Origin of the sequence: Bradyrhizobium sp. WBOS08 (assembly GCF_024585125.1) — a bacterium.
Taxonomy (GTDB): Bacteria; Pseudomonadota; Alphaproteobacteria; order Rhizobiales; family Xanthobacteraceae; genus Bradyrhizobium; species Bradyrhizobium japonicum_B.
In genome coordinates, this window is sequence record NZ_CP028988.1 from 1,384,202 (window position 1) to 1,409,443 (window position 25,242).

The 25,242-nt window shown below is 66.4% G+C and carries 20 protein-coding genes and 2 pseudogenes; 9 read left to right on the forward strand and 13 right to left on the reverse strand.

The window, feature by feature from the left end; genetic code table 11:
- Positions 1 to 11 precede the first annotated feature (11 nt).
- Both DCM80_RS06775 and DCM80_RS06780 read right to left on the reverse strand, forming a co-directional pair.
- Positions 12 to 752 carry a hypothetical protein gene (locus tag DCM80_RS06775; RefSeq protein ID WP_257196282.1) on the reverse strand — a complete coding sequence of 247 codons (741 nt, stop codon included), beginning with the start codon at positions 750 to 752 and terminating at the stop codon, positions 12 to 14.
- A 6-nt stretch (positions 753 to 758) separates the two neighbouring features.
- A complete protein-coding gene (locus DCM80_RS06780) occupies positions 759 to 1,658 on the reverse strand; it encodes a MipA/OmpV family protein (protein ID WP_257196283.1) in 900 nt (299 codons plus the stop codon).
- 347 nt (positions 1,659 to 2,005) lie between these two features.
- On the opposite strand from DCM80_RS06780, the gene DCM80_RS06785 reads away from it, so the two are divergent.
- From DCM80_RS06785 to DCM80_RS06795, 3 genes are all read left to right on the forward strand, one after another.
- A complete protein-coding gene (locus DCM80_RS06785; RefSeq protein WP_257196284.1) occupies positions 2,006 to 2,686 on the forward strand; it encodes a response regulator transcription factor in 681 nt (226 codons plus the stop codon).
- Between the two features lie 62 nt (positions 2,687 to 2,748).
- The gene (locus tag DCM80_RS06790) at positions 2,749 to 4,047 is read left to right on the forward strand and encodes a HAMP domain-containing sensor histidine kinase (protein WP_257196285.1); all 1,299 of its coding nucleotides are present in this window, start codon (positions 2,749 to 2,751) and stop codon (positions 4,045 to 4,047) included.
- 197 nt (positions 4,048 to 4,244) lie between these two features.
- Positions 4,245 to 4,511 (forward strand): hypothetical protein, encoded by a 267-nt coding sequence (locus DCM80_RS06795; RefSeq protein ID WP_257196286.1) that lies wholly within the window; start codon positions 4,245 to 4,247, stop codon positions 4,509 to 4,511.
- Positions 4,512 to 4,723: 212 nt separating this feature from the next.
- On the opposite strand, the pseudogene DCM80_RS06800 reads toward DCM80_RS06795, so the two are convergent.
- From DCM80_RS06800 to DCM80_RS06810, 3 genes and pseudogenes are all read right to left on the reverse strand, one after another.
- Positions 4,724 to 5,081, reverse strand: a pseudogene (locus DCM80_RS06800) (hypothetical protein).
- A gap of 245 nt (positions 5,082 to 5,326) precedes the next feature.
- A complete protein-coding gene (locus DCM80_RS06805) occupies positions 5,327 to 5,914 on the reverse strand; it encodes a DUF2147 domain-containing protein (protein ID WP_257196287.1) in 588 nt (195 codons plus the stop codon).
- Positions 5,915 to 6,020: 106 nt separating this feature from the next.
- On the reverse strand, positions 6,021 to 7,049 hold the full coding sequence (locus tag DCM80_RS06810) for an NAD(P)/FAD-dependent oxidoreductase (RefSeq protein ID WP_257196288.1): 1,029 nt from the start codon (positions 7,047 to 7,049) through the stop codon (positions 6,021 to 6,023).
- 183 nt (positions 7,050 to 7,232) lie between these two features.
- On the opposite strand from DCM80_RS06810, the gene DCM80_RS06815 reads away from it, so the two are divergent.
- Entirely contained in the window at positions 7,233 to 7,700 is a 468-nt protein-coding gene (locus DCM80_RS06815; RefSeq protein WP_257196289.1) for a thioesterase family protein, read from the forward strand.
- Between the two features lie 16 nt (positions 7,701 to 7,716).
- Here the strand turns inward: DCM80_RS06815 and DCM80_RS06820 are convergent, their stop codons facing one another.
- Positions 7,717 to 8,037: a 2Fe-2S iron-sulfur cluster-binding protein gene (locus DCM80_RS06820; RefSeq protein ID WP_028137518.1), complete on the reverse strand. Its 321-nt coding sequence runs from the start codon at positions 8,035 to 8,037 to the stop codon at positions 7,717 to 7,719.
- 177 nt (positions 8,038 to 8,214) lie between these two features.
- Positions 8,215 to 8,589 carry an Hpt domain-containing protein gene (locus DCM80_RS06825; protein ID WP_257175556.1) on the reverse strand — a complete coding sequence of 125 codons (375 nt, stop codon included), beginning with the start codon at positions 8,587 to 8,589 and terminating at the stop codon, positions 8,215 to 8,217.
- Between the two features lie 398 nt (positions 8,590 to 8,987).
- On the opposite strand from DCM80_RS06825, the gene DCM80_RS06830 reads away from it, so the two are divergent.
- A complete protein-coding gene (locus DCM80_RS06830; protein ID WP_257196290.1) occupies positions 8,988 to 14,684 on the forward strand; it encodes a negative regulator of septation ring formation in 5,697 nt (1,898 codons plus the stop codon).
- A 287-nt stretch (positions 14,685 to 14,971) separates the two neighbouring features.
- Here the strand turns inward: DCM80_RS06830 and DCM80_RS06835 are convergent, their stop codons facing one another.
- The 3 genes from DCM80_RS06835 to DCM80_RS06845 are packed head-to-tail and all read right to left on the reverse strand — an operon-like array spanning position 14,972 to position 17,767.
- Entirely contained in the window at positions 14,972 to 15,844 is an 873-nt protein-coding gene (locus tag DCM80_RS06835) for an MlaD family protein (RefSeq protein ID WP_257196291.1), read from the reverse strand.
- A gap of 16 nt (positions 15,845 to 15,860) precedes the next feature.
- Positions 15,861 to 16,631: an ABC transporter ATP-binding protein gene (locus DCM80_RS06840; RefSeq protein WP_257196292.1), complete on the reverse strand. Its 771-nt coding sequence runs from the start codon at positions 16,629 to 16,631 to the stop codon at positions 15,861 to 15,863.
- Positions 16,632 to 16,633: 2 nt separating this feature from the next.
- On the reverse strand, positions 16,634 to 17,767 hold the full coding sequence (locus DCM80_RS06845; RefSeq protein ID WP_257196293.1) for an ABC transporter permease: 1,134 nt from the start codon (positions 17,765 to 17,767) through the stop codon (positions 16,634 to 16,636).
- Between the two features lie 133 nt (positions 17,768 to 17,900).
- Here DCM80_RS06845 and dgcA point away from each other — a divergent pair, with 133 nt between their 5' ends.
- Positions 17,901 to 18,896, forward strand: coding sequence for an N-acetyl-D-Glu racemase DgcA (gene dgcA / locus DCM80_RS06850; protein ID WP_257196294.1), 996 nt, complete (start codon positions 17,901 to 17,903; stop codon positions 18,894 to 18,896).
- Here the strand turns inward: dgcA and DCM80_RS06855 are convergent.
- Complete coding sequence (locus DCM80_RS06855) at positions 18,866 to 20,062, reverse strand: major facilitator superfamily domain-containing protein 6 (RefSeq protein ID WP_257196295.1); 1,197 nt, start codon at positions 20,060 to 20,062, stop codon at positions 18,866 to 18,868. The two genes, dgcA and DCM80_RS06855, sit on opposite strands and share 31 nt — an antisense overlap.
- A gap of 75 nt (positions 20,063 to 20,137) precedes the next feature.
- Here DCM80_RS06855 and DCM80_RS06860 point away from each other — a divergent pair.
- Positions 20,138 to 21,579: pseudogene (locus DCM80_RS06860) on the forward strand (hypothetical protein).
- Positions 21,580 to 21,864: 285 nt separating this feature from the next.
- Here DCM80_RS06860 and DCM80_RS06865 read toward each other — a convergent pair.
- The gene (locus DCM80_RS06865; protein WP_257196296.1) at positions 21,865 to 22,224 is read right to left on the reverse strand and encodes a hypothetical protein; all 360 of its coding nucleotides are present in this window, start codon (positions 22,222 to 22,224) and stop codon (positions 21,865 to 21,867) included.
- Positions 22,225 to 22,371: 147 nt separating this feature from the next.
- On the opposite strand from DCM80_RS06865, the gene DCM80_RS06870 reads away from it, so the two are divergent.
- A complete protein-coding gene (locus tag DCM80_RS06870; RefSeq protein ID WP_257175564.1) occupies positions 22,372 to 22,755 on the forward strand; it encodes a VOC family protein in 384 nt (127 codons plus the stop codon).
- On the opposite strand, the gene DCM80_RS06875 is transcribed toward DCM80_RS06870, so the two are convergent.
- On the reverse strand, positions 22,748 to 23,191 hold the full coding sequence (locus DCM80_RS06875; RefSeq protein ID WP_257196297.1) for an RbsD/FucU family protein: 444 nt from the start codon (positions 23,189 to 23,191) through the stop codon (positions 22,748 to 22,750). The two genes, DCM80_RS06870 and DCM80_RS06875, sit on opposite strands and share 8 nt — an antisense overlap.
- Positions 23,192 to 23,355: 164 nt before the next feature.
- Here DCM80_RS06875 and DCM80_RS06880 point away from each other — a divergent pair, with 164 nt between their 5' ends.
- Positions 23,356 to 25,161 (forward strand): caspase family protein, encoded by a 1,806-nt coding sequence (locus DCM80_RS06880; RefSeq protein ID WP_257196298.1) that lies wholly within the window; start codon positions 23,356 to 23,358, stop codon positions 25,159 to 25,161.
- Positions 25,162 to 25,242 lie beyond the last annotated feature (81 nt).

A 25,242-nucleotide genomic window follows, 5' to 3' on the forward strand; every position in this document is an offset into this window, starting at 1 on the left:
GACGATCCGGCTCACGGCCCCCCGATCAAGTGCATGTCACCGAACGTGACGGGTAGGCTGCGCGCAATGAGGTCGACGACTGCGGCACGCAAGCGTTCGCTCGATGCAGAAGCGCCCAGCGCCTCGTCGACCGGCCCGCTCGGACCGGCCAGCTGCACGGTGCCGGTATTGTCGAGCGGCCCGGCCGCCCGCTTCTCGATCACGTTGAACGACTTGCCGTCGACGACGCGGACTTCGTACAGCGCGTGGATCAGGCCGTAATCCGCAAGCAGCGTCCGGTATTGGGCAAGGCCGACGCCCTCGACGCTGCGGCCGTTTCCAAGTTTCGATCGCGCCCGGGTGATGACGATGTAGGCGTCCAACCCTTGGGGGGTGACGTCGCTGCGAACCAGTTCCTTGAACGGATCGCTGCGCAGGAGATTGACCGGCGCCACCGCCGAATCCCTGATCGCGGCGAACGCGGCGCGCCTGTAGCTCACCGGCTGCACGCGAAAGCGTCCGTCCAGCAGCCTGGTCGCCTGCTGAACGATCAACTCGTCCAGCGCCCAGGCGCTGATCGACAGGCTTTGCGCGGTGGCGTCCGGCCGGGTCAGACCGGCTTGCGTCAGGCTCATCTCCTCGCCGATGGCGGAGACGATGCCGACCGTCTTGAGCGCCTGAATACGGCTGGCGCGGGTCTCGAATGCCGCGGCGGCACCGAGCGCGACGCACGCGGCCGCGAGGCCGATCCATAGAAATGCGATGCGGCGCATGGCGGGCTACCGAATCCTGAAATCGAACGAATAGGACGCGCCGAGGCCGACCGTCGTCTGGTTCGACGACCCACGCAGCTTCACCAGCGGGCTGTCCGCGGCATCGCCGAGCAGCTTCTCGTATTCGACATAGGCGTGGACCTCCCATTGCGGATCGATGCGATAGGAGATCTGGCTGCCGAAGCCGACCGAGTGCGCGCCGCTCTTCGCATCGTACATCGGCAATCCCGATGCCAGCGCCTGCGCCGCATCGACGCCGAAATAAGGCGCGGTCGCCTTGCTGCTCTTCCAGGTGAAGCGCGGGCCGGCCGAGATCGTCAGCCTTTGAATCAGCGGCACGATGACGTCGGCGGAGGCGTCAGCGACCGTGCCGGTGTGGCCGCCGATGCCCTGGCGCAATTCGCCGCGCAAGCGTAGCCAGTCGACCGGGTAATATTCGACGAAGCCGCCAAGCTCATAGGCAGCCTTGACGTCGCCGAGGCCGGTCAGCTCGGCATATCTGTCGGCCTTGCGCGCGGCGACGTATTTGAACGCAGGTCCCGCTCGAAAATTGCCGACGTCGAGCAGCGCGATGCTGGCGCTGTCGCGCGGCCCGCGAAACTGTTCGATCGATCCGGCGCGGCGAATCGAGAAGATTGGGATCGGCATGAACTTGCCGTTCTTCGATCCGACGAAGTCCGGCATGTACTGTCCGCCGATGCCGACCATGACGGTCCAGTTTCCAGTCGGCGAGGGCAGCATCGGCAGATCGAATGGCGGAGCCGGCAGCGTGAACGCGGTCTTTGCCGCGGTCTGCGCCGATGCGGATTGAGGGATCGTCAGGGTCGCGCCGAGCGCGGCAAGCACGGCGGTCGTCAGCCGCGCAGTCACCGTGAGGCGGAGAGCGGCTTCGTCAGGATAAGTCATTACGGGGCCCCGGACCGGCCTTGTGGCCTGGTCGACTGATGTGGTTCGGAGCCCAGCATGTGGCCCGGCAAAATTGCCCCAAGATTGCAAGGCGGGAGCCGCTGGCCGATCCGCCGCCGGAGGCAGATCGCGGGGCCACCGAAGCAACATTGCACGAACATTGCCGGGACTCTCTCACGCGTCCAAATTTCGAGCGCCGGCATCGCTCGGCTCCTTGGAGCCTGCCTTTTATTCGCCAAGCTGGCTGCCTTAATGGGAACTCTGCGACGAGCCGAGGCGCCAGATTTCGGCCGGGGAGCGTCACGCTCGGGGATGTGCTGCCCCAGCAGAGTTCAAGGACGACCCGCGTGCGCTCCCTCGTGATCGAAGACGAACCGCAGATCGGCGCCTATGTCAGCCGCCTGCTCGGACAATTGCACGGCGTAGTCGACGTCGTCGGCTCGATTGCCGATGCCCGTCAGGCGCTGGACAACTTCAAATATGATCTCGCGATCGTCGACCGCATGCTGCCCGACGGGGACGCGCTCCAGGTGGTCACGGCGCTGAGCCGGTCGCCGGAACGTCCCGCGATCATCATGCTGACATCCAAGGACGCCAAGGAGGACGTCGTCGACGGCCTCAACGGGGGTGCCGACGACTATCTCGGCAAGCCGTTCGAGCCGCAGGAGCTGCTTGCGCGGGTGCGGGCGGTGCTGCGGCGGCCCAGGCTGCTTGCACCGTCGGTGCTGTCGATCGGCAATGTCGAGCTGCACCTCGGCAGCAACGAGGCGGTGGTCGCGGGCTGCAAGATCCTGCTGCGGCGGCGCGAGGCGCTGATCCTCGGAGCGCTGCTGATGCGGCGCGACCGCGTCGTTACCCGCGCCGCGCTGATCGAGGAAATCTACGGCTTCGACGACGAGATCGAGTCCAACACGCTCGAGGCACAGGTCTCGCGCCTGAGGAAGAAGCTCACCGAGCTCGGCGGTGACGTCGAGATCCGCAGCATGCGCGGCATCGGTTACATTCTGCGGCTGGCGACACCGCGATGAGGTCGATCGCCCGGACCTTTTCGCTCTCGCTCGGCATCGCCGCGACGACGATCTTCCTGAGCATGCTCGGCATCTTCATCTGGCGATATCCGACCGAGGAACACGAGTTCAGGTCTTGTCAGGTCGTGGCTGCTATTCTCGATCGCGCGACGGTCATCGAAGGACAAAAACTGACGGTCCGTTCGACTCCTGCCCTCGAGGAATTGAAGGCGGACAGCCCAAACCTCTGGTACGTCGTGTCCGTAGGCGAGTTGGTCAGCGAGTATGGCAGCGAACATCGGCCCGCCCTTCCCTTCGTGTTTCCCTACCACGGGCCCGTCGGCACGTCCGTCTTCAGCACCCTCGACCAGAACAGCACTTTCTGTCTCTCCGCCGTACAACGGGGCTCGGTGCGGCTCGGGATGATGGTTGGCGAGCCACGGGTCCGCTTCGGCCGGATTGCAAGGACGTTTCTCCTCCGTAGGGTCTTTTCGATCTTCCTCGTGGCGCTGGCCTTTGCCGCAACCGTTGCCGTCGGCTCGGCGCTTGCTGCACGCTACGTCTCGCGCAGCATCGAGCGGGTCGCGCGTCGCGCGCTCGCGATCGATCCGTCGGCGCCGCAAGGCTTGATATCCCTGTCGGAGGTCCCCCGCGAGCTGAAGCCCCTGGTCGAGGCGTTGAACCGCGCCTTCGGCGAGATCGACGCCTATATCCGGATGCAGCGCCGCTTTCTCGGCAATGCCGCTCATCAGCTCCGCACCCCGCTGACGCTGCTGCGCGCGAAGATCGAGGACGTGCCTGACCCAGCCCTGAAGGCCGAGCTGGTGCGCGACATCAGGCGCCTGACGTCGCTGGTGTCCGCCATGCTCGACCTGGCGCGCCTGCAAAACCACACGATCGAGAAGCGGCCGATCGATCTCGGCGACATCGCCCGGGACGTATTGGCCGATTTCGGTCCCTCCGCCCTGGACGCCGGCATTGAGCTTTCGCTCGAGCAGGCCGGGCAAGGTCCGTTCACCGTGCAAGGCGTGGACGCAGCGGTGCGGAGCGCGCTCGCCAATCTGGTCGGCAATGCACTCATCCACGCCCGTGGCGCACGACGCATCACGGCCACGCTGAGCCGCGAGGGCATCTCGATCGACGATGACGGCGCAGGCCTGCCCGATGGCGCGGAGCGCGGCTTGATCGAGCCGTTTCAGACCGGCGACAGCGCCGGCGGTGGCGCCGGCCTCGGCCTGTCGATCGTCCGCGAGATCATGGCCGCCCATGGCGGCGAGCTGGTCATCTCCTCCGCACCCGGCCGCGGCACGACCATGAGCCTGCGCTTTCCCGTGAGCGCAGTGCCGACCCGATCTCCGCACCTGGAGCTGCAGACCGGCTAACTGCGAGCTGCGTCGATCGATGCCGCGAAACCGTCCGGAAACATTGACGCTGAAGACTTCGTCGCCGTTTCATCCTGTCGCATCACGCAATCAAATAGATGCGCTCGCGGCCACACGATTGTTCGCACGCGAGCGAACCTGTTCCTGCATCGTCACGACCAAACCTCCGATTGACACCTTTCAACGGAGCTTTTCCAATGCGTTTTCTCTCGATGATTGCCATCGCCGGCGCCGTGATTGCGAGCTCGGCCGCGTTGGCCGACGAGCTTCCCTCCTACGAAGTGACGTCGTATCCGATCACGCCGACGCAGGTTCGGGTGCTCGGCGGCGCCGGCGTGGAGGAGCAGTCGGTCGCGCCAGCGATGATCGTCTCCGGCATGCCGGCTTCGCCCGTACAGCTTTCCGTGCTGTCGCCGCGGATCAAGCAGCTCGCGAGCGCAGGTTCGGAGAGCGCGGCACGCTAAAGCGAATTGGCTTAGGTTGAATCCATTGTTGCGACTCGATCACCTCTCCCGCTTGCTTGCGGGAGATGTCGCGACGAAGGCGCGGGTGAGGGCTTTCTCCTCTTGGGGATAGTCCCATTGCGGAAGCACCCTCTCCCCAACCTTCTCCCGCAAGTGAGAGAGGGAGCGCACTTCCATCGTTGCGCGATCACATTTCATCGCGCTTTAACTGCCTACGTCATGCTGCCCGGCATGAAGCAGCGCACGCGCGGATGACCTTCGATGTAATGCTTCCACACCATGGTGCGACCGATCTTGTTCGGCACGGTGATGACGGCACCGTCGGGCACCACGACCCATTTGTTCGTCGATGCGGACGCGGTAGCGGCCACGATCGGACTCCCAATCGACGTCGGCAATGATGTAACCGTCGGCGTCGGTGCAGCACTGGCCGAATTCGCTATGCAGGCTTTCGAACCAGGGCTTGAGCGGTGAGTTGGCGTAGCGCCCGTCGTCGCGCGCCTGTGCCGAGAATGCCAGAAGCGCCGTCACCACCAGCAGCGTCGCTGCGCACAGACTTGGAAATTTCATCTCGTCGTCCCGCGATCAAAATGATCAGTGCGGGGGGACAGTGCCGTCGCTTGCGCGCGCCTTGAATCAGGCGCGGCACCGACGACTCGTTCCCCCAGCTGACGACGAGTATGCAAATCCGCTGCTAGCGCGCATTCCGGCGAACTACTGCCGCACGGCGCGACGCCATGCGCGTCTTCTAGGGATGCGGCCTGGGATCAAAATCCGAGGCCCGTGCGACGACGCTGAGAAATAGCCAAGCCAGCCTATTGCTTGGCCGGCGCCATCATGCCGCCGCCCTTCTTCGCCGGCGCCGTTTGCTTGGTGGCCGTGGCCTGCGCGGGCAGATATTTTGCCACGATGGCGGGATCGACCTGGGCGATGTTGGCGTCAGGCAGGCGCGTCCAGGTCTCGTCCTTGCCGAGCAGCGAAATGCCGAGATAGCCGCGCAGGGTCAGGGTCTGACCGTCGGGACTGACCTTCATGTTGGCCTTCCAGATCTGCCCGTCGCGCGGATTGAGCACGTTGCCGCCTTCGTACTTCAAGCCTTCGCGCTTCATGTTGCGGACGAAGGAGATGCCGAGCACCGGCGCGTTCTTGCGGTCATCGGTGCACTTGCTGCAGACCTCGTTTGGATCGTCGCCGGGGCGCGGGAAGGTCTTTGCGATCACGCCTTCGAAGACGCCGTTGCGGTCGACGAAGAGAAACCATCCGACCGTCCTGCCGTCTTCGACCTTCTGCCACAGGCCCGCCGCCGTGGGCTCGGCTGTCTGCGCCGCAGACGGCCTCACCGTCGCGAGCGACAATGCGAGCGCGAGGAAGGAGAGCAGCCGCAGGCTGGAGAAATTCCGCATGAGATCACCTTGTTATTCCACGACCGGAATGGCCGCAGACTACGGCGATTTCGCGAACGGTTCCAGCACCAGAAACATGGGGCATGCCTTCCCGCCCCCGTCGCCGTCAGTTGACACCGAGCTTCTTTTGCAGGCTGGAGGACGAGGTCGTGTATTGGAACACGAGCCGCTTCTCCGGATAGACGTAGCGATGGGCTTTTTGCGACATCAGCGCGCCCTCGTGGAAGCCGCACAGGATCAGCTTGATCTTGCCGGGATAGGTGTTGATGTCGCCGATCGCGAAGATGCCGGGAACGTTGGTCTCGAACGCGGAGGTCTCGACCGGCACCAGGTTGTTCTCCAGCGCGATGCCCCAGTTCGCGACCGGACCCAGCTTCATGGTCAGCCCGAAGAACGGCAGCATGGTGTCGCAGGCGACCTCGGTGATGCTGTTGTCGTTGCCCTTGACGGTGGCACCGGTGAGCTTGCCGTCGGCGCCTGACAGCGCGGTGACCTGGCCGAGCTTCAGATCCATCTTGCCGCCGGCAACCAGTGCGCGCATCTGCTCGACGCTGTGGGGCGCGGCGCGAAACTCGTCGCGGCGGTGCAGCAGCGTGATGCGCTTGGCGATGGGATGCAGATTGAGCGTCCAGTCGAGCGCGGAATCGCCGCCGCCGACGACCAGCACGTTCTTGTCGCGGAACGTTTCCATCTTGCGCACCGCGTAATGCACCGAGGTGCCTTCATAGGCCTCGATGCCCGGCACCGGCGGACGCTTGGGCTGGAACGAGCCGCCGCCGGCCGCGATCACCAGCACCTTGCATTCGAACACCTTGCCGGCGTCCGTGGTGCAGCGAAACAGGGAATCGCCGATCTTCTCCACGGTCTCGACCATCTCGCCGAGATGGAAGGTCGGATGGAACGGCTTGATCTGCTCCATCAGCGCGTCGGTGAGGCCCTGCCCCGAGACCTGCGGAATGCCGGGAATGTCATAGATCGGCTTTTCCGGATAGAGCTCGGCGCACTGGCCGCCGACCTTGTCGAGGATGTCGACGAAATGCGCCTTCATGTCGAGAAGGCCAAGCTCGAAGGCGGCGAACAGACCGCAGGGGCCGGCGCCAATAATCAGCACATCGGTTTTGATCGCGTCGCTCATGTCGTCTCTTTGTCTGTCGCTATCTGTTGGACGGCGCCCTTTGGGCCGAGGTGACCCTTGCCTGTCTAGCCAACGGGGATGGATCAGGGAAGGCATAAAAGCGGGAGCGCCCCGCGGCCGCGCCCACTTGCCGGGGCAGCATAACTGGGCTGTAACCACCAAGGATATGACGGAGATCAATCGGTGAACGCACCAAGTCGCCTCGATACGACGCCGCGCCTGGAGGACTTCCCCTACCGCCTCAGCGACAACGTCCGCTTCGGCGACCTCGATCCGAACCAGCACGTCAACAACGCGGTCTACGCCACCTATTTCGAGACCGGCCGCGTCACGCTGATGAAGCTGCCGGAATATGGCCTGACGCCACCGGGCCTCGCCTGGATCATGGTGCGCCTCGACATGCATTTTCGCGCCGAGCTGCGTTGGCCGGGCACCATCGAGCTCGGCCTCGGCGTCGTGAAGCTGGGACGCACGTCCGTGACCTTCGAGCAGGTCGTGTTCTCGGAAGGAAAATGCGTCGCCTCGGCGACGTCGGTCGGCGTCTTGCTCGACGAGGCGACGCGCCGGCCGGCCCCGCTGACCCCTGAGGTGATCGAGAAATTCAGACCCTGGCACAAGCGCGGCATCGAGGTCGCGCCGCCGAGCGGCTAGTCTTGTCGTGGGACGATCAGGCCTGGCGTTCCGGCGTCGTCACGACGAGACCGTCGAGATCGTCGGTGACCTTGATCTGGCAGGACAGGCGCGAATTCGGGCGCACGTCGAAGCCGAAGTCGAGCATGTCCTCTTCCATCGGGGTCGGGCTGCCGACCTTCTCGCGCCAGGCTTCGTCGACATAGACATGGCAGGTCGCGCAGGCGCAGGCGCCGCCGCATTCGGCCTCGACCCCGGGAATGCTGTTGCGGATCGCGGCTTCCATCACGGTTGCGCCGTTCTCGATTTCCACCGTGCGGGTTTCGCCCTTGTGGTCGACAAAGTGAATCTTGGCCATGTGTGCTCGTGTTGCCGCGGTGCTGGGAATGAAGGAGGGTCCGGGCTGTCCTATAACGGGTCGATCAGCCCGGCGCCATAGGGTTTTGATGCGAAGTGAATGCCGCTTTGCGGCAAGAAAATGCGTCAAAACAAGAGGCTAAGACAAGAGCCTGGTATCCGGCTCGGCCGCGCGGTCTCAAGCCTTCAGGATCGCCTCGATGGCGGCGCGGGCCTCGGTCACGGCCTCCTTCAGCGCGGCGAAGGCGTGACGCTCGTTATGGCCGATCTGGATCGCGGTCTCCAGGCTCGCGGCGGCATCGGCCACCGCAAAGGCGCCGATCCCGCGCGCCGACCCCTTGAGCTTGTGGGCAAGCGCGCCGGCCTCGGCCGGCAAGCCTGCCATCGCCGCCACCAAGCGCACTGCCTGCTCGGCGAACATGGCCAGCACTTCCTGCTCCAGCTCGGCGTCGCCGAGCGTCATCCGGGAGAGATGGTCGAGGTCGAGCGGGCTGTCGATGGGTGCAAGCGGGGGCGAGGGCATCCAGTCCATCCGTTGCAGTTCAGGCGTCATGGCGAAAAGCCCCGGCATCGCGCGACGGTTCCGCCGGTCCGGCGGTCAGTTCACCTCACCCAAGCATGGAAATGGTTAACGAAATGTTTGGGCGCGCAGACGCAGTTCTGCCCGTTTATTGACGAAAAGTTGCCGCAATCGGCCGAGTCCGGTGGAGAATTTCATTTATTGCTAAGGCGTTACGGCGTGATCTTGTTAACGATGATTAAGAATGTCTTAATCGCGGGCATTTCATTCGCGACGCTCTGCCAATAGGATGTTGCGGAAATTGGCGGACAAGCCGTCCGGGTGGGGACGGCTCGGAGATCCGCGCAAGCGGCATGATCCGGTCTGTGGGCTTGCGCAGGGCGCAGGGCTCGCGGGGGGACGCGTACAAGTAACGAGGGCTCGGACTGAACATGGCGAACACTCCGAAAAAGGTCAAAGACCCCACAGAAGTCGCGCTTTCTGCAATCCAGGAAGCCCTCAACATCAGCGACACCGCTGCGGATACCAGCCGCAACGCCGCGATGCGCAGCGAGACGGCGCCCCCGGTGACGCCTCCGGCCTTCGACGAGCCGAGCTTCGAGCCGCGCCCTGCCGCGAACGAACGCTCGACCGTGTTCGACCCGGTCGAGGAGCCGCGCGCCTCGCGTCGCGCCGCCAACGACGACCGCGAGACCATCGGCCAGCTGCTGCAGGCGCTGCAGAAGGGCCGCCCTGCCCGCAGCGTCTATACCTTCGCCACCATCTTCGCCGGCGTTTGGCTCGCCGCCTGTGCCGCGCTGACGTTCGGCTTCCTGCCCTCGATCCAGGCCGCCATGGGCCAGAGCGGCGGCGTGCTCGTCATCGCCGGCCTGATCGCGATGTTCTTCGCGCCGATCATGCTGTTCTACTTCCTCGCCAGCCTGGTCTGGCGCGGCCAGGAAATGCGCATGATCGCGCAGGCAATGGCGCAGGTCGCGATCCGCTTCTCCGAGCCCGAGGGCTCGGCCTCCGATTCCATGGTCACCGTCGGCCAGGCCATCCGCCGCGAAGTCGCGGCGATGGGCGACGGCATCGAGCGCGCGATCGCGCGCGCCGGCGAGCTCGAGACGCTGGTCGCCAACGAGGTCGCGGCGCTCGAACGCGCCTATTCCGACAACGAAGTGCGCATCCGCGCCCTGCTCCAGGACATCGCGCATCAACGCGACAACCTGGTCGGCCAGGCCGAGCAGGTCCGCAGCGCCATCTCCGGCGTGCAGATCGATCTGCGCCACGACATCGCGCTGATCTCGGACGCGATCGCCTCGCGCGTCGACGAGGTCGCCAAGTCCATCACCGGCGCGCTGGAAGAGCGCGGCGCCCACATCACCAGCGCGCTGAGCAATGCCGGCGACAACATGATCCTGGCGCTCGGCGAGCGCGGCGGCGACCTGCTCGACCGCCTCGAAGAGGCCAGCAACGAGACCACGCGCGCCGTGCTCGACGCCAGCGAGCGGCTGACCACCAGCCTCAACTTCAAGACCGGCCATGTCCACGACGAGTTCGTCGACCTCGCCGACCGCGTCCACGAGATGCTGAACGAGCGCATCGACCGCATCACCGGCGAATTCGAGCAGCGCTCCGCTGCGATCGTCGACGGCATCTCCGAGCGCACCGAGCAGGTGCACGACAGCCTGAAGAATTCGTCCGACTCGCTGCTGCTCGAGCTCGAGCTGCGCTCCAACGACCTTTCCGCCAAGATCGACGACGCCGGCAACCGCCTCGCCGGCCAGATCATGACGAGCGGCGACAAGGCGAGCGAGGCGCTCGACGCCACCGTCAACACCCTGGTCGCCAAGGTCGTCAGCCAGACCGAGACCGCGCACGATTCGCTGTCGCTGCAGATGAGCGCGTTCGACGAACTGGTCAGGAACCAGGGCACCGAGCTGGTCGAGAAATTCGCCCGCGATTCCGGCACGCTGGGCGCCCTGATCACGCGCCACATCTCCGAGTTCGACCGCACCGTGAAGACCTTCGGCGGCGAGATCGTCGAACGCATGGGCCAGCGCACGCAGGACATCCATGAGTCGCTGAAGACCTATGTCGACAATTTCGACACCCGCTTCACCGCCAACGGCGGCGAGATCACCGCGATCCTCGACCAGCGCCTGGCGCAGTTCGAGACCACCATCGGCGAACGCGTCAGCAATTTCGACGCCTCGCTGAACGGCAAGATCACCGGCCTCGATTCCACGATCGGAGGCCACATCAAGACCTTCGACGAGCAGCTCGGCGGCCGCGTCACCGCGCTCGAGCAATCCTTCGACAGCCGTGCGAAGTCGATGACCGAGACGATCGACGGGCGCATCAACACGCTCGCCTCGTCGCTGACCGACGGCGCCGCCCAGGCGATCCAGTCGATCGACAGCCGCCTCACCCACCTCACCAGCACGCTGACCGATGGTGCGTCGCAGGCCGTCGAAACCATCGATGCGCGCCTCAACCACCTCACGAGCACGCTGACCGACGGCGCGTCGCAAACCATCCAGACGATCGACACCCGTCTGACCCACCTCACCACGACGCTCACCGGCGGCGCCTCGCAGGCGCTCGAGTCCATCGACAGCCGCCTCACCTACCTGACCACCTCGGTGACGAACGGCGCATCGCAGGCCGTGCAGTCGATCGACACGCGCCTGACGCTGCTGACCTCGACGCTGACGGACGGCACCGCGCAGGCGATCGAAGCGGTCGACCGCCGCATTACCGGCGTCACCGAGATCATCGACGGCCGCAGCATGCACCTGACCGACACGGTCACCGCGCGCTTCCAGGAGATCCAGCAGGCCATCGAGACCAAGGTCGGCTCGGTCGCGAGCGACATCGACGTGCGCGTGGCGCAGTTCGAGGACCTGCTCGGCTCGCGCGTCGAGGCCGTTGCCGGCCGCATCGAGAGCAGCGGCCGTCAGGCCAGCGAGGACATGATGTCCCGCGCCGAGATGATTTCGACCGCGATCCGCTCGCATGTCGAGGACGCCGAGCGCTCGCTCACCAACCTCGTCGTCAACACCAGCGAGACGATCCAGACCGGCGCTCGCGCCGCCCAGCAGTCGCTGATGACGGTCTCCTCCGACGTCAACGCCCAGCTCAAGATGACCTCCGCCGAGGTCGAGCGCGCATTGACCGCGGCCGGCACCGGTTCTGCGAACTCGATCCTGAGCAGCGCCCGCGAGGCGCAGTCGACCCTGGTCGCGGCGTCGGGCGAAGCCTCCACCCAGATCAAGGGGCTCGCGGCCGACGTCGAACGCACGCTATCGGCGGCAGGCTCGGCCACCGCAGCCTCGATCCTGGCCGGCGCGCGCGAGGTGCAGACCACCCTCGTCACGGCGTCCTCGGACGCGGCCAACCACGTCAAGACGCTCACCGCCGACGTGCAGCGCTCGCTGTCGCTGGCCGGCACCACCACGGCGGAATCGATCACCGCCGGCGCCCGCGACGCGCAGAGCGCGCTGATCGCGGCCTCGACCGAGACCGCCAACCAGATCAAGGCGCTGTCCTCGGACGTGCAGCGCTCGCTCACCATGGCCGGCACCTCGACGGCCGAAACCATCATGAGCGGCGCCCGCGAGGCCCAGAGCACGCTGGTCACGGCATCCTCGGATGCGGCGAACCAGGTCAAGTCGCTCGCGGCCGAGGTGCATCGTTCGCTCTCGCAGGTCGGCCAGTCGACCGCCGAGACCATCACCACCAGCGCCCGCGACGCCCAGAGCACCCTGCTCACGGTCTCGGCCGAGCAGACCAGCCAGGTCCGCTCGCTCGCGGCCGAGATGCAGCGCGCGCTGGCGACCGCCGGCGGCGCCACCATCGAGGCGCTGACCAGCGGCGTACGCGAGGCCCAGGGCACGCTGATCTCGGCTTCGACCGACGCCGCGACCCAGATCAAGTCGCTGACCACCGACATCGAGCGCACGCTGACCGCGGTCGGCGCCGACACCGCCTCGACCATCCTCAACAGCGCCCGTGAGGCCCAGACCTCGCTGACCTCGACCTCGGCGGACGCCGCGAGCCAGATCCGCACGATCTCGACCGAGATCGAGCGCACGCTGAGCGCGGCCGCCGCCAACGCGACCAACGACATCCAGACCAGCGCGCTCAACGCCCAGAACGCGCTGATCTCGGCCTCCAACGAGGCCAGCTCGCGGGTCAAGTCGAGCTCGGCCGACGTCGAACGTTCGGTGCTCGCCGCCAGCTCCAGCTTCGGCCAGGCCATGACCGGCAAGACCGACGAGATCGTCACCTACGTGCAGCAGCAGGCCGACCGCCTGTCGAACATGATCGACGCCAAGCGCGGCGCCCTGGTCGACGCGATCGGCTCGAAGACCAGCCAGCTCACGCTCGACATCGATCGCGTCACCTCGGACGCGCTGAAGTCGATCGAGACGCGCGGCCAGGCCTTCTCGCAGACCATGATGGGCAACGGCTCGGAAGTCGCCCGCACCATCAACGCGGCGAGCGAGATCGCCACCAGCGCGGTCGGCAAGTCGCTCAAGGACCTCGAGCAGGCCTCGCGTTCGGCGATCGACCAGTCGCGCCAGGTCTCGGTCGCGGCCGTCACCGAGATGCAGGAGACCAGCAAGATCCTGCGCACCGACACCGTAGCGCTGTTCGAGCGTCTGCGCGAAGGCAACATCCTGCTCCAGGAAGTGCTGACCGGTGCGCACGACAACCTCAACTCGCTGGAGCGGGCGCTGGTGACGCGCGTCGCCGACTTCGTCTCGGCGATGAACGACGTCACCTCGCGCAACGGCGCGGCGACGCAGAACCTGGAAGAGCAGCTCAACGTCTTCAACAGCAAGACCACGAAGGCGCTGCAGGATCTCGGCGAGCTGTCGACCCAGTTCGACGCGCACGGCAAGGCGCTGGTCGAGGCCGCGCAGGTCGTCGAGCAGAGCAACAAGAACACCACCGCCTCGCTCGCCGAGCGCAAGCAGGCGCTGGAATCGCTGGTCACCACGATCGACCTGCGCACCGCCGATCTCGACCAGCGGCTGTCGCGCTTCACCGGCCTGCTCGATGAATCGCTGGCCGCGGCCGAGGAGCGTGCCCGCGACATCGCCCGCGTCGTCGCCGAGACCGCCGGCGCCGGCTCGGCCGCGATCACCCGCCAGTTCGAGGCGGTGCGCGTGGCCTCCGAGGAGGAGCACCGCCAGACCATCGAGGCGATGCACGACATCTACCGCCAGACCACCGACGAGGCGGACGCGATGTTCAAGCAGTCGACCGAGAAGTTCACCAACCTCGTCGCCAGCATGAAGCAGATGGCCCTCGAGATGCACAACGAGCTCGAAGCCACCCGCAACGAGCTGCGCCGCGGCGTGCTCGAGATGCCGCAGGAGGCCGCCGAGAGCACCGCGCAGATGCGCAAGGTGATCGTCGACCAGATCGAGGCGCTCGCCGAGCTGAACCGCATCGTGGCCCAGCACGGCCGCGGCCTCGACGTCACCACGGCGGGCCGCGCCTCCGTCGCCGTGCATCGCCAGGAAGAGCCGGTGATGGCCGTTGCGGCCGCTCGCGCGACCGAGACCCGCATGCGCGACACCGGCAGCGCCTCCACGCTGCCGCCGCCGGACCTCGGCATGCCGGCCGCGCGCCGCACCGAAGCGCCGCCGGTCGCGCCTTCCGGCAACGACCAGGGCCGTGACGGCTGGCTGTCGGACCTGCTCAGCCGGACCGACGCCAATCAGGGCGCCCCGACCGGACGTGAGGCTCCCCGTGGCCGCCCCGCGCCGCAGCCGCAGGCCCCGCAGGCCAGCAGCAATCCGCTGGAATCGCTGTCGCTCGACATCGGCCGGCTGATGGACCGCAACCTTGCCGCCGAGATGTGGGACCGCTACCAGCGCGGCGAGAACAAGGCCTTCACCAAGCGCCTCTACACGCCCGCCGGCCAGAAGGCCTTCGACGAGGTCGCCCGCAAGTACCGCGCCGACCGCAACTTCAAGGGCACGGTCGACCGCTACGTCGCCGAGTTCGAGCGCCTGCTCGACGAAGTCGCCCGCGACGGCCGCGGCCCGCAGGAGCTGCGCAGCCACCTGACCTCGGAGACGGGGCTGGTGTACACGCTGCTCGCGCATGCGGCGGGCCGGCTGGGGTGAGCGGCAGCTCGCCAATAGCGAGTAGCGAATAGCGAATGAAAAACGGAGGCCTCGCGGCCTCCGTTCTTGTTTGCTCGGTTCTCGTGCCCCGGACGCAGCGCAGCGCTATCCCGGCGATGCGAAGCATCGTCCGGTCGGCGGTGCGCTGCAGAGCCGGGGCCCATGTCTCCGCGTGAACCGTGTTGCCGCCTGGGTCCCGGCTCTGCGCAGCAACGCTGACGCGTTGCCGCTTGTCCGGGACACGAGACCTACGATGACGGCAGTGCAAAGTGCGAGCTCGCCAGCTCCTACCGCCTCGGCGCGGGACCGGGCGCCGCCCTCGGCGGCTCGGGCGGCGGTGCAGGCTGTGACGAGTTACTGGCGCCGAACAGGACGCGGGTCGGGTTGCGGTCGAAATTGTTCACGGCGCGGCTGATGTCGCCGAGGGTGCGGCGGCCGTCGGCCATCAGCGCGCCGGAGCGCTTGTCGAAATCGTCGGCGAGCTCGCGGATCGACTTCACCGCCTGGAACAGCTCGCCGCCGTCCTTGCCGCCGGCCAGCGTGTTGAGGCCGAGCATGAGATTGTCGGCCTTGAGCATGACGCCGTCGACCTTGGCCATCACGCCGTCGATCTTCTCAGAATTGCGCGCCAGCGAGTTGGTGAAGGTCTCCAGGTTCTTCAGCGAGTTCTTCACCGATTCCTGATTGTCGGCGACGATCTTGTTGACGTTCTGCAGCGTGGCGCGGATCGCCTCGGTGACGTCCTGCAGCTTGTTGGGATCGGCGGTGAGGGTCGGGATGCCGTCCTGGTCGAGCGGCGGCGGGGCCGCAGCTTCGTCGCCGCCCTTGAGCGAGATCGCGGCGACGCCGGTGAGGCCCTGGAATTCGAGGCCGACCAAGGTGTCCTTGCGGATCGGGGCGTTGTTCTCGATCATGGCGAGTGCGACAACCCGCCGCGGATTGTCCAGCTTCACCGAGACCACCTCGCCCACCCGGATACCGTTGAAGTTGACGCTACCGCCGTTGCGCAGGCCCGCCGCCGGCCCCTCGAACACGACGCGCAAGGGGCTGCGCTGCTTGGTGGTGTGCAGCGACTGAAACCACAGCACGAAGCCGATCGCCGCGGCGATCACCGCCAGCGTGAACGACCCGATCAAGATGTAGTTCGCCCGCGTTTCCATCAGGTGCTCCGGCTACTCAAGTCATGACCGCGCGGGCGCGCTTGCCATGGAAATACTGCCTCAACCAGGGATGCTGCGAGGCCTGCATGTCGGCGATCGACCCTGCCGCAATGATCTTACCGTTCCCTAAAACGGCGATGCGGTCACATGCTGTGTATAGGCTGTCGAGGTCGTGGGTTACCATGAAAACCGTCAGCCCCAAAGTGCGTTGGAGCGTCCTGACCAGCTCGTCGAAGTCGCCGGCGCCGATGGGATCGAGGCCCGAGGTCGGCTCGTCCAGGAAGACGAGGTCCGGATCGAGCGACAGCGCCCGGGCCAGCGCCACGCGCTTGATCATGCCGCCGGAGAGCTCCGAGGGAAAGCGCTCGGCCACTTCCGGCTTGAGGCCGACCATGGCGAGCTTGGCCATGGTGATCTCGTCCATCAGCCGCTGCGAGACCCGCAGATATTCGCGCATCGGAAACTGGATGTTCTGCCGCACGGTCAGCGAGGAGAACAGCGCGCCCTGCTGGAACAGGACGCCCCAGCGCCGCTCGACGTTGCGGCGCTGCGAGGTGCTCGAGGAATCCAGGTCGACGCCGAACACTTCGATCGAGCCTGCGACCTTCGGCACGAGGCCGATGATAGTGCGCGTCAAGACAGATTTGCCCGCGCCCGACGGGCCGACAAATCCCAGAATATCGCCGCGCTTGACGTCGAGGTTGAGGCCATCGAGCACGCGCGTTTCGCCGAACTGCACGGTGATGCCGCGGACGCGGATGATGGGATCCTGAATTTCGCCTGCCATCGTCACATCCCGATCGAGGCAAAGAAGATGGCGAACACGCCGTCCATCACGATGACGAAGAAGATGCCCTTCACCACCGAGGCCGTGGTGTGCTGGCCCAGCGATTCCGCGCTGCCCTGCACGGCAAGCCCTTCGACGCAAGCAACGATGCCGATCACGGCCGCCATCACCGGGGCCTTGACGATGCCGACGATGAAATGATCGATCGAGATGGCGTCGCGCAGGCGCAGCAGGAAGGCCTCCGGCTCGACGCCGCCATAGAGCCAGGCTACCAGCCCGCCGCCATAGAGCGCGGCCATGGCGCCGAGGAAAGCCAGGATCGGCAGCGCCAGGACCAGCGCCATCATTCGCGGCAGCACCAGCACCTCGATCGGATCGAAGCCCATGGTGCGCAGCGCGTCGATCTCCTCGCGCATCTTCATCGAGCCGAGCTCGGCGGTGTAGGCGCTGCCCGAGCGGCCCGCGACCATGATCGCAACCAGCAGCACACCGATCTCGCGCAGCACCAGCACGCCGAGCATGTCGACCACGAAGATGTCGGCGCCGAACCGCCTGAAGTGGAAGATGCCTTGCTGGGCGATGATGCAGCCGATCAGGAAGGTGATCAGCACGATGATCGGCACCGCGCGCCAGCAGACCTGCTCCATGTGGTGGACGGTCGAGGTCAGGCGGAACGAGCGCGGATGGATCAGGACGCGAAACCATGCCGCGAGCACGGCACCGAGCATGTCGACGAGGCCCGCGACCGTCCCGGCCAGGCCGGCCACGGTCCGGCCGATCTGCTCCAGCATGCCGCCGATGGTGATCGGGCTGCTGTCGACCACCGCCCCCGCCCTGACCCGCCGCACCTCGTCGACGAGGCTGGAATAATTGGCGGACAACCCTGCGATCTGGGCCTCGGCGGCGCCTTGGGTCAGGCTGCGGCGCAGCCGCTCGATCAGCCAGGCGCCGAAGGTGTCGAGCTTGGCGACTTCGGAAACGTCGATGAAGATGCTTTGCGGGCCGCCGGCGAGCTTCTCGGCGTCGGCCACCATCCGTTCCAGCACCGGCGCGAAGCTCGCGGTCCAGGTCCCAGTGGCGCAAAGTGCCAGCGCGTTGCCCTTGGCAATCCGTTCCAGCTTCGGATCGCTATCCAAATGTCCGCTCCCGTACCGGGGCGGAGAAAATCACAGAGTTGCGCACGCGCCCTTACCCAGAGAAGGTATCCCCAAGTGGTTAATTTTAGTTGCTAGAGGTAACTAGCAGGTTCAGATTTCGCCAGAGTTCAAAATGACTTCCATGAAATTTGCCTCCCTGGCGGCGCGAATCGAGCGCTTCCCCATCGCGGGCAGCTTCACCATCAGCCGCGGGGCCAAAACCGAGGCCGTGACCGTCATGGTGGAGGTGAGCCGGGACGGGCTGACCGGCCGCGGCGAGTGCGTGCCCTATCCCCGCTATGACGAGACGCCCGAGGCGACGCTGGCGGCCATCCAGGCCATGCAGCAGGCCGTCGCCGACGGTATCTCACGGCAGGCGCTTCAGGCCGCCATGGCGCCCGGCGCAGCCCGCAACGCCCTGGATTGCGCCCTGATCGACCTCGAGGCCAAGGCGGCGGGCTTGCGGGCCTGGAACCTGCTCGAGCGTCCTGTGCCGGGCGAGCGCACCACCGCCTACACGATCTCGTTGGGGACCCCCGAGGCCATGGCCGCCGCGACCGCCAAGGCGGCGCACCGGCCGCTGCTCAAGATCAAGCTCGGCGGCGACGGCGATCCCGAGCGGATCGCGGCGGTGCGCAAGGCCGCGCCCGAATCCGAGCTGATCGTCGATGCCAACGAGGCCTGGACCGAAGCCAATCTGGAAGCCAACCTCGCCGCCTGCGCCGCCGTCGGCGTCACCCTGGTGGAGCAGCCGCTGCCGGCGGGCCGGGACGAGGCGCTGGCGCGGATCAGGCGGCCGCTCGCGGTCTGCGCCGACGAGAGCGTGCATGACCGCTCCTCGCTTGCTCCCTTGCGCGAGCGCTACGACGCCGTGAACATCAAGCTCGACAAGACCGGCGGCCTCACCGAGGCGCTCGCGATGGCCGATGCGGCGCAGGCGCTCGGCTTCGAGATCATGATCGGCTGCATGGTCGCGAGCTCGCTGTCGATGGCCCCGGCCATGCTGGTGACGCCGCAGGCGCGCTTCGTCGATCTCGACGGCCCGCTGCTGCTCGCGCGCGACCGCGACCACGGGCTGCGTTACGACGACAGCCTGGTCTATCCGCCGGACGCCTCGCTCTGGGGCTGAACCATGAGCCGGTGCCGCGCCGACCAGATCAGCAGCGCGCCGCCCGCGGCCATCGCCGCCATGACGTAGTACAGGTCGTCGCCGATGCGGGCGTAGATCGCGCCTGACGCGATCGAGGTGGTGGCGCCCAACAGGCCGTTGCAGGCGGCGTAATAGCCCTGCCCGCGTGCGATCTGATGCGGCGGCACGCGCTGCACCAGGAGATTCATCGTGCCGACGATGGTCATGCCGAAGGTGAAGCCGTGGCCGAGCTGCACGATCGCGAGCAGCGCCAGCGGCGGCTCGTTCGCGGTGACGATCCAGCGCACCACGGCACTAAGCCCTCCGATCGCAATCATGGTGGAGGGATGCAGCGAGAAGCGCGGCGACAGCGCGAACACGACGATCTCCGCGATCACGCCCAGCGTCCACAGCCCCGCGATCGTCAGCCCGCTGATCCCGTGGAGCTGCCAGTTGATGGCCGAGAAGGTGTAATAGGCGACGTGGCTGCCCTGGATCAGCGCCGCCGAGACGATGACGGCCCAGAAGCCGGCATCGCGCAGCAGCGCCTTGCCCGCATGCCTCTCCGCCGTCTTGCGCCTGAGATCGTGGAGCGGCTGAAGCAGCAGGCTGGCCGCGACCGCAACGATGGCCCATGCGACGATGATCCAGATCAGGTCGCGCGCGGCGATGACGTCGACGAGATAGCCGCAGGCGAGCGAGCCCGCGGCGAACGCCGCCGAGCCCCACAGCCGCAACGGTCCGTAATCGAGCCCGTAACGGGCGACGCCGCGCAGCGCATAGGCGTCGGTCAGCGGCATCGTCGGCGTCCACATCATGCAGGTCAGCGCATAGATCAGGAATAGTGCCAGCGGCTGCTGCTGCAGGCCGACCGCCGTAAACCCGATCGCGGTCGCCAGCACCGACAGCATCATGGCCGCGCGGATCGCCTGTCGCTTCTCGGCAAAGGCGGTCACCTGCGGCAAGGTGGTGAAGCGGGTGATCGCCGGCAGCGCGTTGATCAGCCCGATCCAGGCCGCGTCGATGCCGATCGCCTTCAGCCACACCGGAAAGAACGGCAGATGCGTGCCCGAAACCGCGAACACGGCCGAATAGAACAGGGCGAGGCTGACGGCGAATCGCCGCTTCCTCGATGCCGCGATGGGGATTTGTGATTCGGACTGCATCAAACCAATTGCGATTCGGTCGATATCGTGGTGATCGTTACAGTAACGCGTAGTGATTTGCGCGACGAGATCGTCATGGCCAACGAAGCATTCGCCCTCTCGCCTATGTCTGCCCGCGCGGCCGAGCCGAACGAGCAGGATTACGACGCGATCCGCGAGGCCTTCATGGAGACCGCGCGCGGCCGCTGGTTCCTCGGCGAATACGCCAAGCGCAACCGCAATGCCGACACGCGCATGGTGCTCGACGCGGTCGCCAAGATCGAGGAAACCCTTGCGGCGCAGCGGCAACCCGTCGTCGAGGACCGCCTGCCCGAGGCGCTGGTCGAGATCCGCCGCGCGATCCGCGAGGCCGAGACCATTGCGCTTGCGGCGTTCGACCCCGCGGCCATCGAAGCCAGCCTCGCGCCGATTCCGCGCGGGGTGCGCATCATCAAGGAGATCTCCTGGCGCTGGCGCGAGATCGGCGCCGACGGGCGAATCTGCGACCTCATTGATTCGCAACTCGCCTCGATCGAGGCCGCCTGCGGTCAGGCCCAGGCCATCGATCCCCGCGTCGAGCTCAGGATCGCCTTCGATCTGCTGAAGGATCGGGTCGAGCAGACCGAGGGCGGCGCAACGAAGCCGGCAGCTTCCCCGGCTCCGGTGCAGGAGGCGCCGTCATCCGTCACCGGAGCGCCTGTCGAGACCGCGCCGGAAGCGATGGCCGCCGAAACACCCGTGGCTTTTACGGAGACGGCGCAGGAGGTCGCGCCAGCTCCCGAGCCGCAAGCAGCCATGGAAGCGGCCGGCGCTGCCGATGCGTTCGCCGTGGCCGAGCAGGCAACGGACACGGCGGTCGCGACGGAGATCGCGGCCGATAGCCAGGTCGCTGTCGAAAACGCCGCGCTCGACCAGGCCGCGCCGGAACATGTCGCGCGTGCAGATGCCGCGCCTGATGACGTCTCGTTTGAAGAGCCGGCAGCTGAATCCACCGCCTTGTCGGACGTCGCCGACGCGCTCGCGCTCGATGCTGCCGCGCAGGCCGAGGACGATGCCGTGCTCGAGGCCATCGCGCTGGAGATGGCCGCGCCCGATCCGGAGTTCGACGAGATCATCGCACTGGGCGAGATGGACGCGGCCGTTCCGGAGCCTAGTCTCGCGGAGACCGCAGCGCCTGTCGCTGCCGAGCCGATCGCGCCTCAGCCGGTCGTCGCTCCCGTGGTCGAAGAGCCCGCCGACGCGCCGATATCGATGGACTCGCTTGCGCGCCTCACCGACGCCATCGCGGAGGCCGCCGCCGAGGTGAGGGAGCAGCCGGCCCCGGCGATGGCGGCCAGTGCCATCTTCGCCGCGGCCCCGGCTACGACGCTGCCGACGCCCTCGCCCGTGCCGGAGCCCTCGCTCGGTGCCACTAGCCCTCGCTCGGTGCCACTATCCTCGCCAGCGGCATCCTGCAAAAGCCCCGCGCCCCCGCCAACGACCCCCTCGCCCCGATCCGCCGCATGACCCAGGCCGAGAAGATCGCGTTCTTCTCGTAAGGGAAACATCGTGTCCCGGACAAGCTGCAACGCGCCAGCGTTGCGGCGCAGAGCCGGGGCCCAGAGGCCGCAATCTCAGTCGCAACATGGCCCCCGGCTCAGCAGCGCACCGCTGAAGAAGCGCTGCGCTGCGTCCGGGGCACGGGAATGAGGGAAAGAGGCACACGCGCTCACGGCATCGTCATTGCGAGCGCAGCGAAGCAATCCAGAGTTCTTTCCGCGGGGGGATTCCGGATTGCTTCGCTGCGCTCGCAATGACGTGCTGGAGCAGCGAGCGTTACGCAATCACCCGCAATTCCACACCGCCCCGATCGGCGTGCGGGTCCAGCACGGGCCGAAGCTGCCGCCGTTGTAGCGGCCGCCGTTGAAGCCGGGGCGGCCGAAATAGTGCCACTCGCCGTCCCAGCGGTAATATTGCGGAACCGGATCGATGTACCAGTGGCGGCGCTCGTTGCGCGCCAGACGCCGCATCGCGTCCTTCTGCTTGTAGAGCGGGATGCTGTTGCTCAGCGGCTGGCGATAGCCCGGCAGGAACCCGTAGCCTTTCCAGACCGGCTTGGGACGCTTTTGCGCAGGCTCGGCGGGCGCGACCGCCGGCAGCAGAGACAGGACGACGGCAACAAATAGACACATGAGGCGAGACATGAGGTGACAATAGACAGTCGGCTCGAGACACGCCATTCAAATTCGAGTGCGGGATGTTTCGCCGCTTCTCCTGATCAGCCGCGCCGGCTAGGCTGCGAGACTCGCACGAGCGTTGCGATCACGGCTTGCATGATCCGGAGTGAGTGAATGTCGGAGACCCCGCGCGTCGGCGCCTTTGCGATCGTTCCCAGCAACGATCTTCCTGCGGCGATACCGTTCTGGGAACGTCTCGGCTTTGCGCGCACCGGCGGCGACGCCGGCTATGTCATCATGAGCGGCTGGGGATGCGAGGTGCATCTCACACAGGCTGGCGATGACCCATGGCGCGTGCCGGCGCACAATCCCTTTGGCGTCTTCATCCGCACGCCCGAGGTCGAGGCCATCGCCGCGCGCGTCGACGATCTCATCATCCGTCCCGGCGGCGTCCTGCGGCACCGGGAATGGGGCATGTATGAGTTCGGCATCAACGGCCCTGACGGCCTCCTCGTTAGGATCGGCTGGCCCTCGGCGCTGATGAGGCCCGCTAGCTGATCACGCCCTTCCTGATCAGGAAACAGCCATAGCCCCTGCTGTCGCCGACCTGCACCACGCCGAAACCAGCCGCGGCCGCGCGGTAGAAATCCGCCCGCGAGAGCTTGCCGGGACTGACCGGACCGCCGCTGGCGCGTTCGATCTCGGCGAGCACCGCGCGCTGCACCTCGGGTACGCGATCGGGATCATCGACCGGCATCATCACGCGCACCGGATCGGGATCGAAATCGTCGAGCGGATAGACCGACATGATGGCGCGGACGGCCGTCTCCATCGTCATGCCCGGCAACTGGATCAGCCGCTGCGACGATGTGCTGCGAGCGATAGCCGTGGCCGGGTGGTTGGCGTCGACGACCACGAGATCGTCGCCGTGGCCCATGGAGGCCAGCAGCCAGAGCAGGTCGGGCGTCAGGATCGGATCGATCGATTTCAGCATGTGACGGCGGCTCCTCTCAGCGCTCGCTAACCATAGCAGGTTCCAAGCGTGATTCAGATCACGTCCGTCATCATGGTGACAGGGATCACGGACCTCGCGCTCGAACGCGGCCAGGCTTGGTCGCAACCAATCTCGTATCGAGATGAGTGCCAAAGGAGCACGCCATGTTCCGCCTAAAGCCTTTGCTGATGACCGCCGGCCTCGTGGGAAGCCTGTTCGGCTTCACCTGCGGGCCCGTTTCCGCGCAAGTCGCCCCGGTCCAGCCTGCCCCCACCGCGCTGCAAGGCCCGGAGCAGCGGGTGGCGCTGGTGATCGGCAATGCGAACTACCAGAACGCGCCGCAGCTGGCGAACCCCGACGATGACGCCCAGTCGATCGCGCAGTTCCTGAACTCCGCCGGCTTCGAGGTCGTCGCAGCGACCGACCTGACCCAGAACGACATGCTGCGTGTCGTCCAGGACTTCTCCGCCAAGGTCGCTTCGCGCGGTCCGAACACGGTGGCGATGGTCTATTACGCCGGCCACGGCGTGCAGCTCGCCGGCGAGAACTATCTCGTTCCGGTCGACGCCAAGGTCTCCAGCCCGACCGAGCTCGTCAACAATTCGGTGCGCCTCGTCGACGTGATGTCGACACTGGAGACGATCCCGAGCCGCATGCGCATCGTCATCCTCGATGCCTGCCGCAACAACCCGTTCCCTGAAGTCAACGACGCCGGCCGCGGCCTTGCCATCGTCGACGCGCCGAACGGCTCGATCGTCGGTTACTCGACCGCGCCGGGCGCCGAGGCGCTCGACGGCACGAGCGGCCACAGCCCGTACACCCAGGCCTTCCTGAACGTGGCGCGCGAGCCCAACGTGCCGATCGAGCAGTTGTTCAAGCGCGTCCGCCTGCAGGTCAACCAGACCACCAGCGGCGCGCAGATCCCGTGGGAGAGCTCCTCGCTGACGAGCGACTTCACCTTCTTCGGTGACACCGCTGTCGCTGCCAACCGCGCGCCGGTAAAAGCGCCGGTGGTGCAGATGGCCTCCAACCTGCCCAGCCGTTCGACGCGCCAGGCCTATGACTACGTCGTGTCCGAGGGCCGGCCGGAATATTATCAGGAGTTCATCCGGATGTATCCGCACGACCCGCTGTGCGACCATGTCCGCTGGCTGCTCAACAACATCCTGATCTCGCAGGCCTGGCACAAGACCGTGCTGGCGAACTCGCCAGTCGCGTACAAGAGCTTCTATGACAGCTACGGCAACAGCCCCTATGCGCAGGTCGCGCTGAAGCTGCAGGCGCAGCCGAAGCAGATCCCCTTGATGCAGGCGACCAAGTTCCTGGCGCCGCAGACCATTGCCCCTACCTTCAAGATCGGCAATCTCGGCCAGCCGAAATACATGCCGCTGCTGCAGCAGGGCAATGGCGGCGGTCAGCTCAATGGCAACCTGCCGATCGTGCAGAAGCCGATCGACGGCAATGTCATCGGCAAGCCCGGCAATGGCGGCCAGATCGTCAACCTGCCCTCGGGCAACAACAACCAGCAAAACGGCACGCCGTCGCAGACCCCGGGCAAGATCGTCACCCTGCCCGCGCCGACCAATACCAACACCAACAAGGGCGGCATCGGCAAGATCGTGACGCTGCCTGCGACCAACAACAAGCCGGGCGGCGGCAACGTCAATGGCAAGCCGGGCAAAATCGTGAGCATGCCGGTGAACGTCGGCAAGGGCGGCTCGACGATCGACGCAAAGCCGGTCGTTCAGACCCAGGGCCTGCCGATCCGCGTCAACAACGGCAACACCGGCATCGTGAAGCCCAACAACAACCCGGTGAACAAGGTGCAGAACAGCGTTCAGACCAACCGTCCGCAGCTCAACACCACGCCGAGCCGCATGGTCAACAGCAACAACAACTTCCGGCAGTCGATGAACCAGGCGCCGAGCATGAGCAATGGCGGCAATCGCCGCAGCGGCTTCATGCGCTGATCGCGCGGAGCAGTCGGTGCGCTCCCTCCCCCGCCTGCGGGGGAGGGTTGGGGAGAGGGTGTTTCCGCAACGGGACAATCT

What these genes read in the sequence shown, in the direction of transcription:
- DCM80_RS06775 (WP_257196282.1), bottom strand. Translation starts at nt 752, where the DNA reads ATGCGCCGCATCGCATTTCTATGGATCGGCCTCGCGGCCGCGTGCGTC.
- DCM80_RS06780 (WP_257196283.1), bottom strand. Translation starts at nt 1,658, where the DNA reads ATGACTTATCCTGACGAAGCCGCTCTCCGCCTCACGGTGACTGCGCGG.
- DCM80_RS06790 (WP_257196285.1), top strand. Translation starts at nt 2,749, where the DNA reads ATGCTCGGCATCTTCATCTGGCGATATCCGACCGAGGAACACGAGTTC.
- DCM80_RS06795 (WP_257196286.1), top strand. Translation starts at nt 4,245, where the DNA reads ATGCGTTTTCTCTCGATGATTGCCATCGCCGGCGCCGTGATTGCGAGC.
- DCM80_RS06805 (WP_257196287.1), bottom strand. Translation starts at nt 5,914, where the DNA reads ATGCGGAATTTCTCCAGCCTGCGGCTGCTCTCCTTCCTCGCGCTCGCA.
- DCM80_RS06810 (WP_257196288.1), bottom strand. Translation starts at nt 7,049, where the DNA reads ATGAGCGACGCGATCAAAACCGATGTGCTGATTATTGGCGCCGGCCCC.
- DCM80_RS06820 (WP_028137518.1), bottom strand. Translation starts at nt 8,037, where the DNA reads ATGGCCAAGATTCACTTTGTCGACCACAAGGGCGAAACCCGCACGGTG.
- DCM80_RS06825 (WP_257175556.1), bottom strand. Translation starts at nt 8,589, where the DNA reads ATGACGCCTGAACTGCAACGGATGGACTGGATGCCCTCGCCCCCGCTT.
- DCM80_RS06830 (WP_257196290.1), top strand. Translation starts at nt 8,988, where the DNA reads ATGGCGAACACTCCGAAAAAGGTCAAAGACCCCACAGAAGTCGCGCTT.
- DCM80_RS06835 (WP_257196291.1), bottom strand. Translation starts at nt 15,844, where the DNA reads ATGGAAACGCGGGCGAACTACATCTTGATCGGGTCGTTCACGCTGGCG.
- DCM80_RS06840 (WP_257196292.1), bottom strand. Translation starts at nt 16,631, where the DNA reads ATGGCAGGCGAAATTCAGGATCCCATCATCCGCGTCCGCGGCATCACC.
- dgcA (WP_257196294.1), top strand. Translation starts at nt 17,901, where the DNA reads ATGACTTCCATGAAATTTGCCTCCCTGGCGGCGCGAATCGAGCGCTTC.
- DCM80_RS06855 (WP_257196295.1), bottom strand. Translation starts at nt 20,062, where the DNA reads ATGCAGTCCGAATCACAAATCCCCATCGCGGCATCGAGGAAGCGGCGA.
- DCM80_RS06865 (WP_257196296.1), bottom strand. Translation starts at nt 22,224, where the DNA reads ATGTCTCGCCTCATGTGTCTATTTGTTGCCGTCGTCCTGTCTCTGCTG.
- DCM80_RS06870 (WP_257175564.1), top strand. Translation starts at nt 22,372, where the DNA reads ATGTCGGAGACCCCGCGCGTCGGCGCCTTTGCGATCGTTCCCAGCAAC.
- DCM80_RS06875 (WP_257196297.1), bottom strand. Translation starts at nt 23,191, where the DNA reads ATGCTGAAATCGATCGATCCGATCCTGACGCCCGACCTGCTCTGGCTG.
- DCM80_RS06880 (WP_257196298.1), top strand. Translation starts at nt 23,356, where the DNA reads ATGTTCCGCCTAAAGCCTTTGCTGATGACCGCCGGCCTCGTGGGAAGC.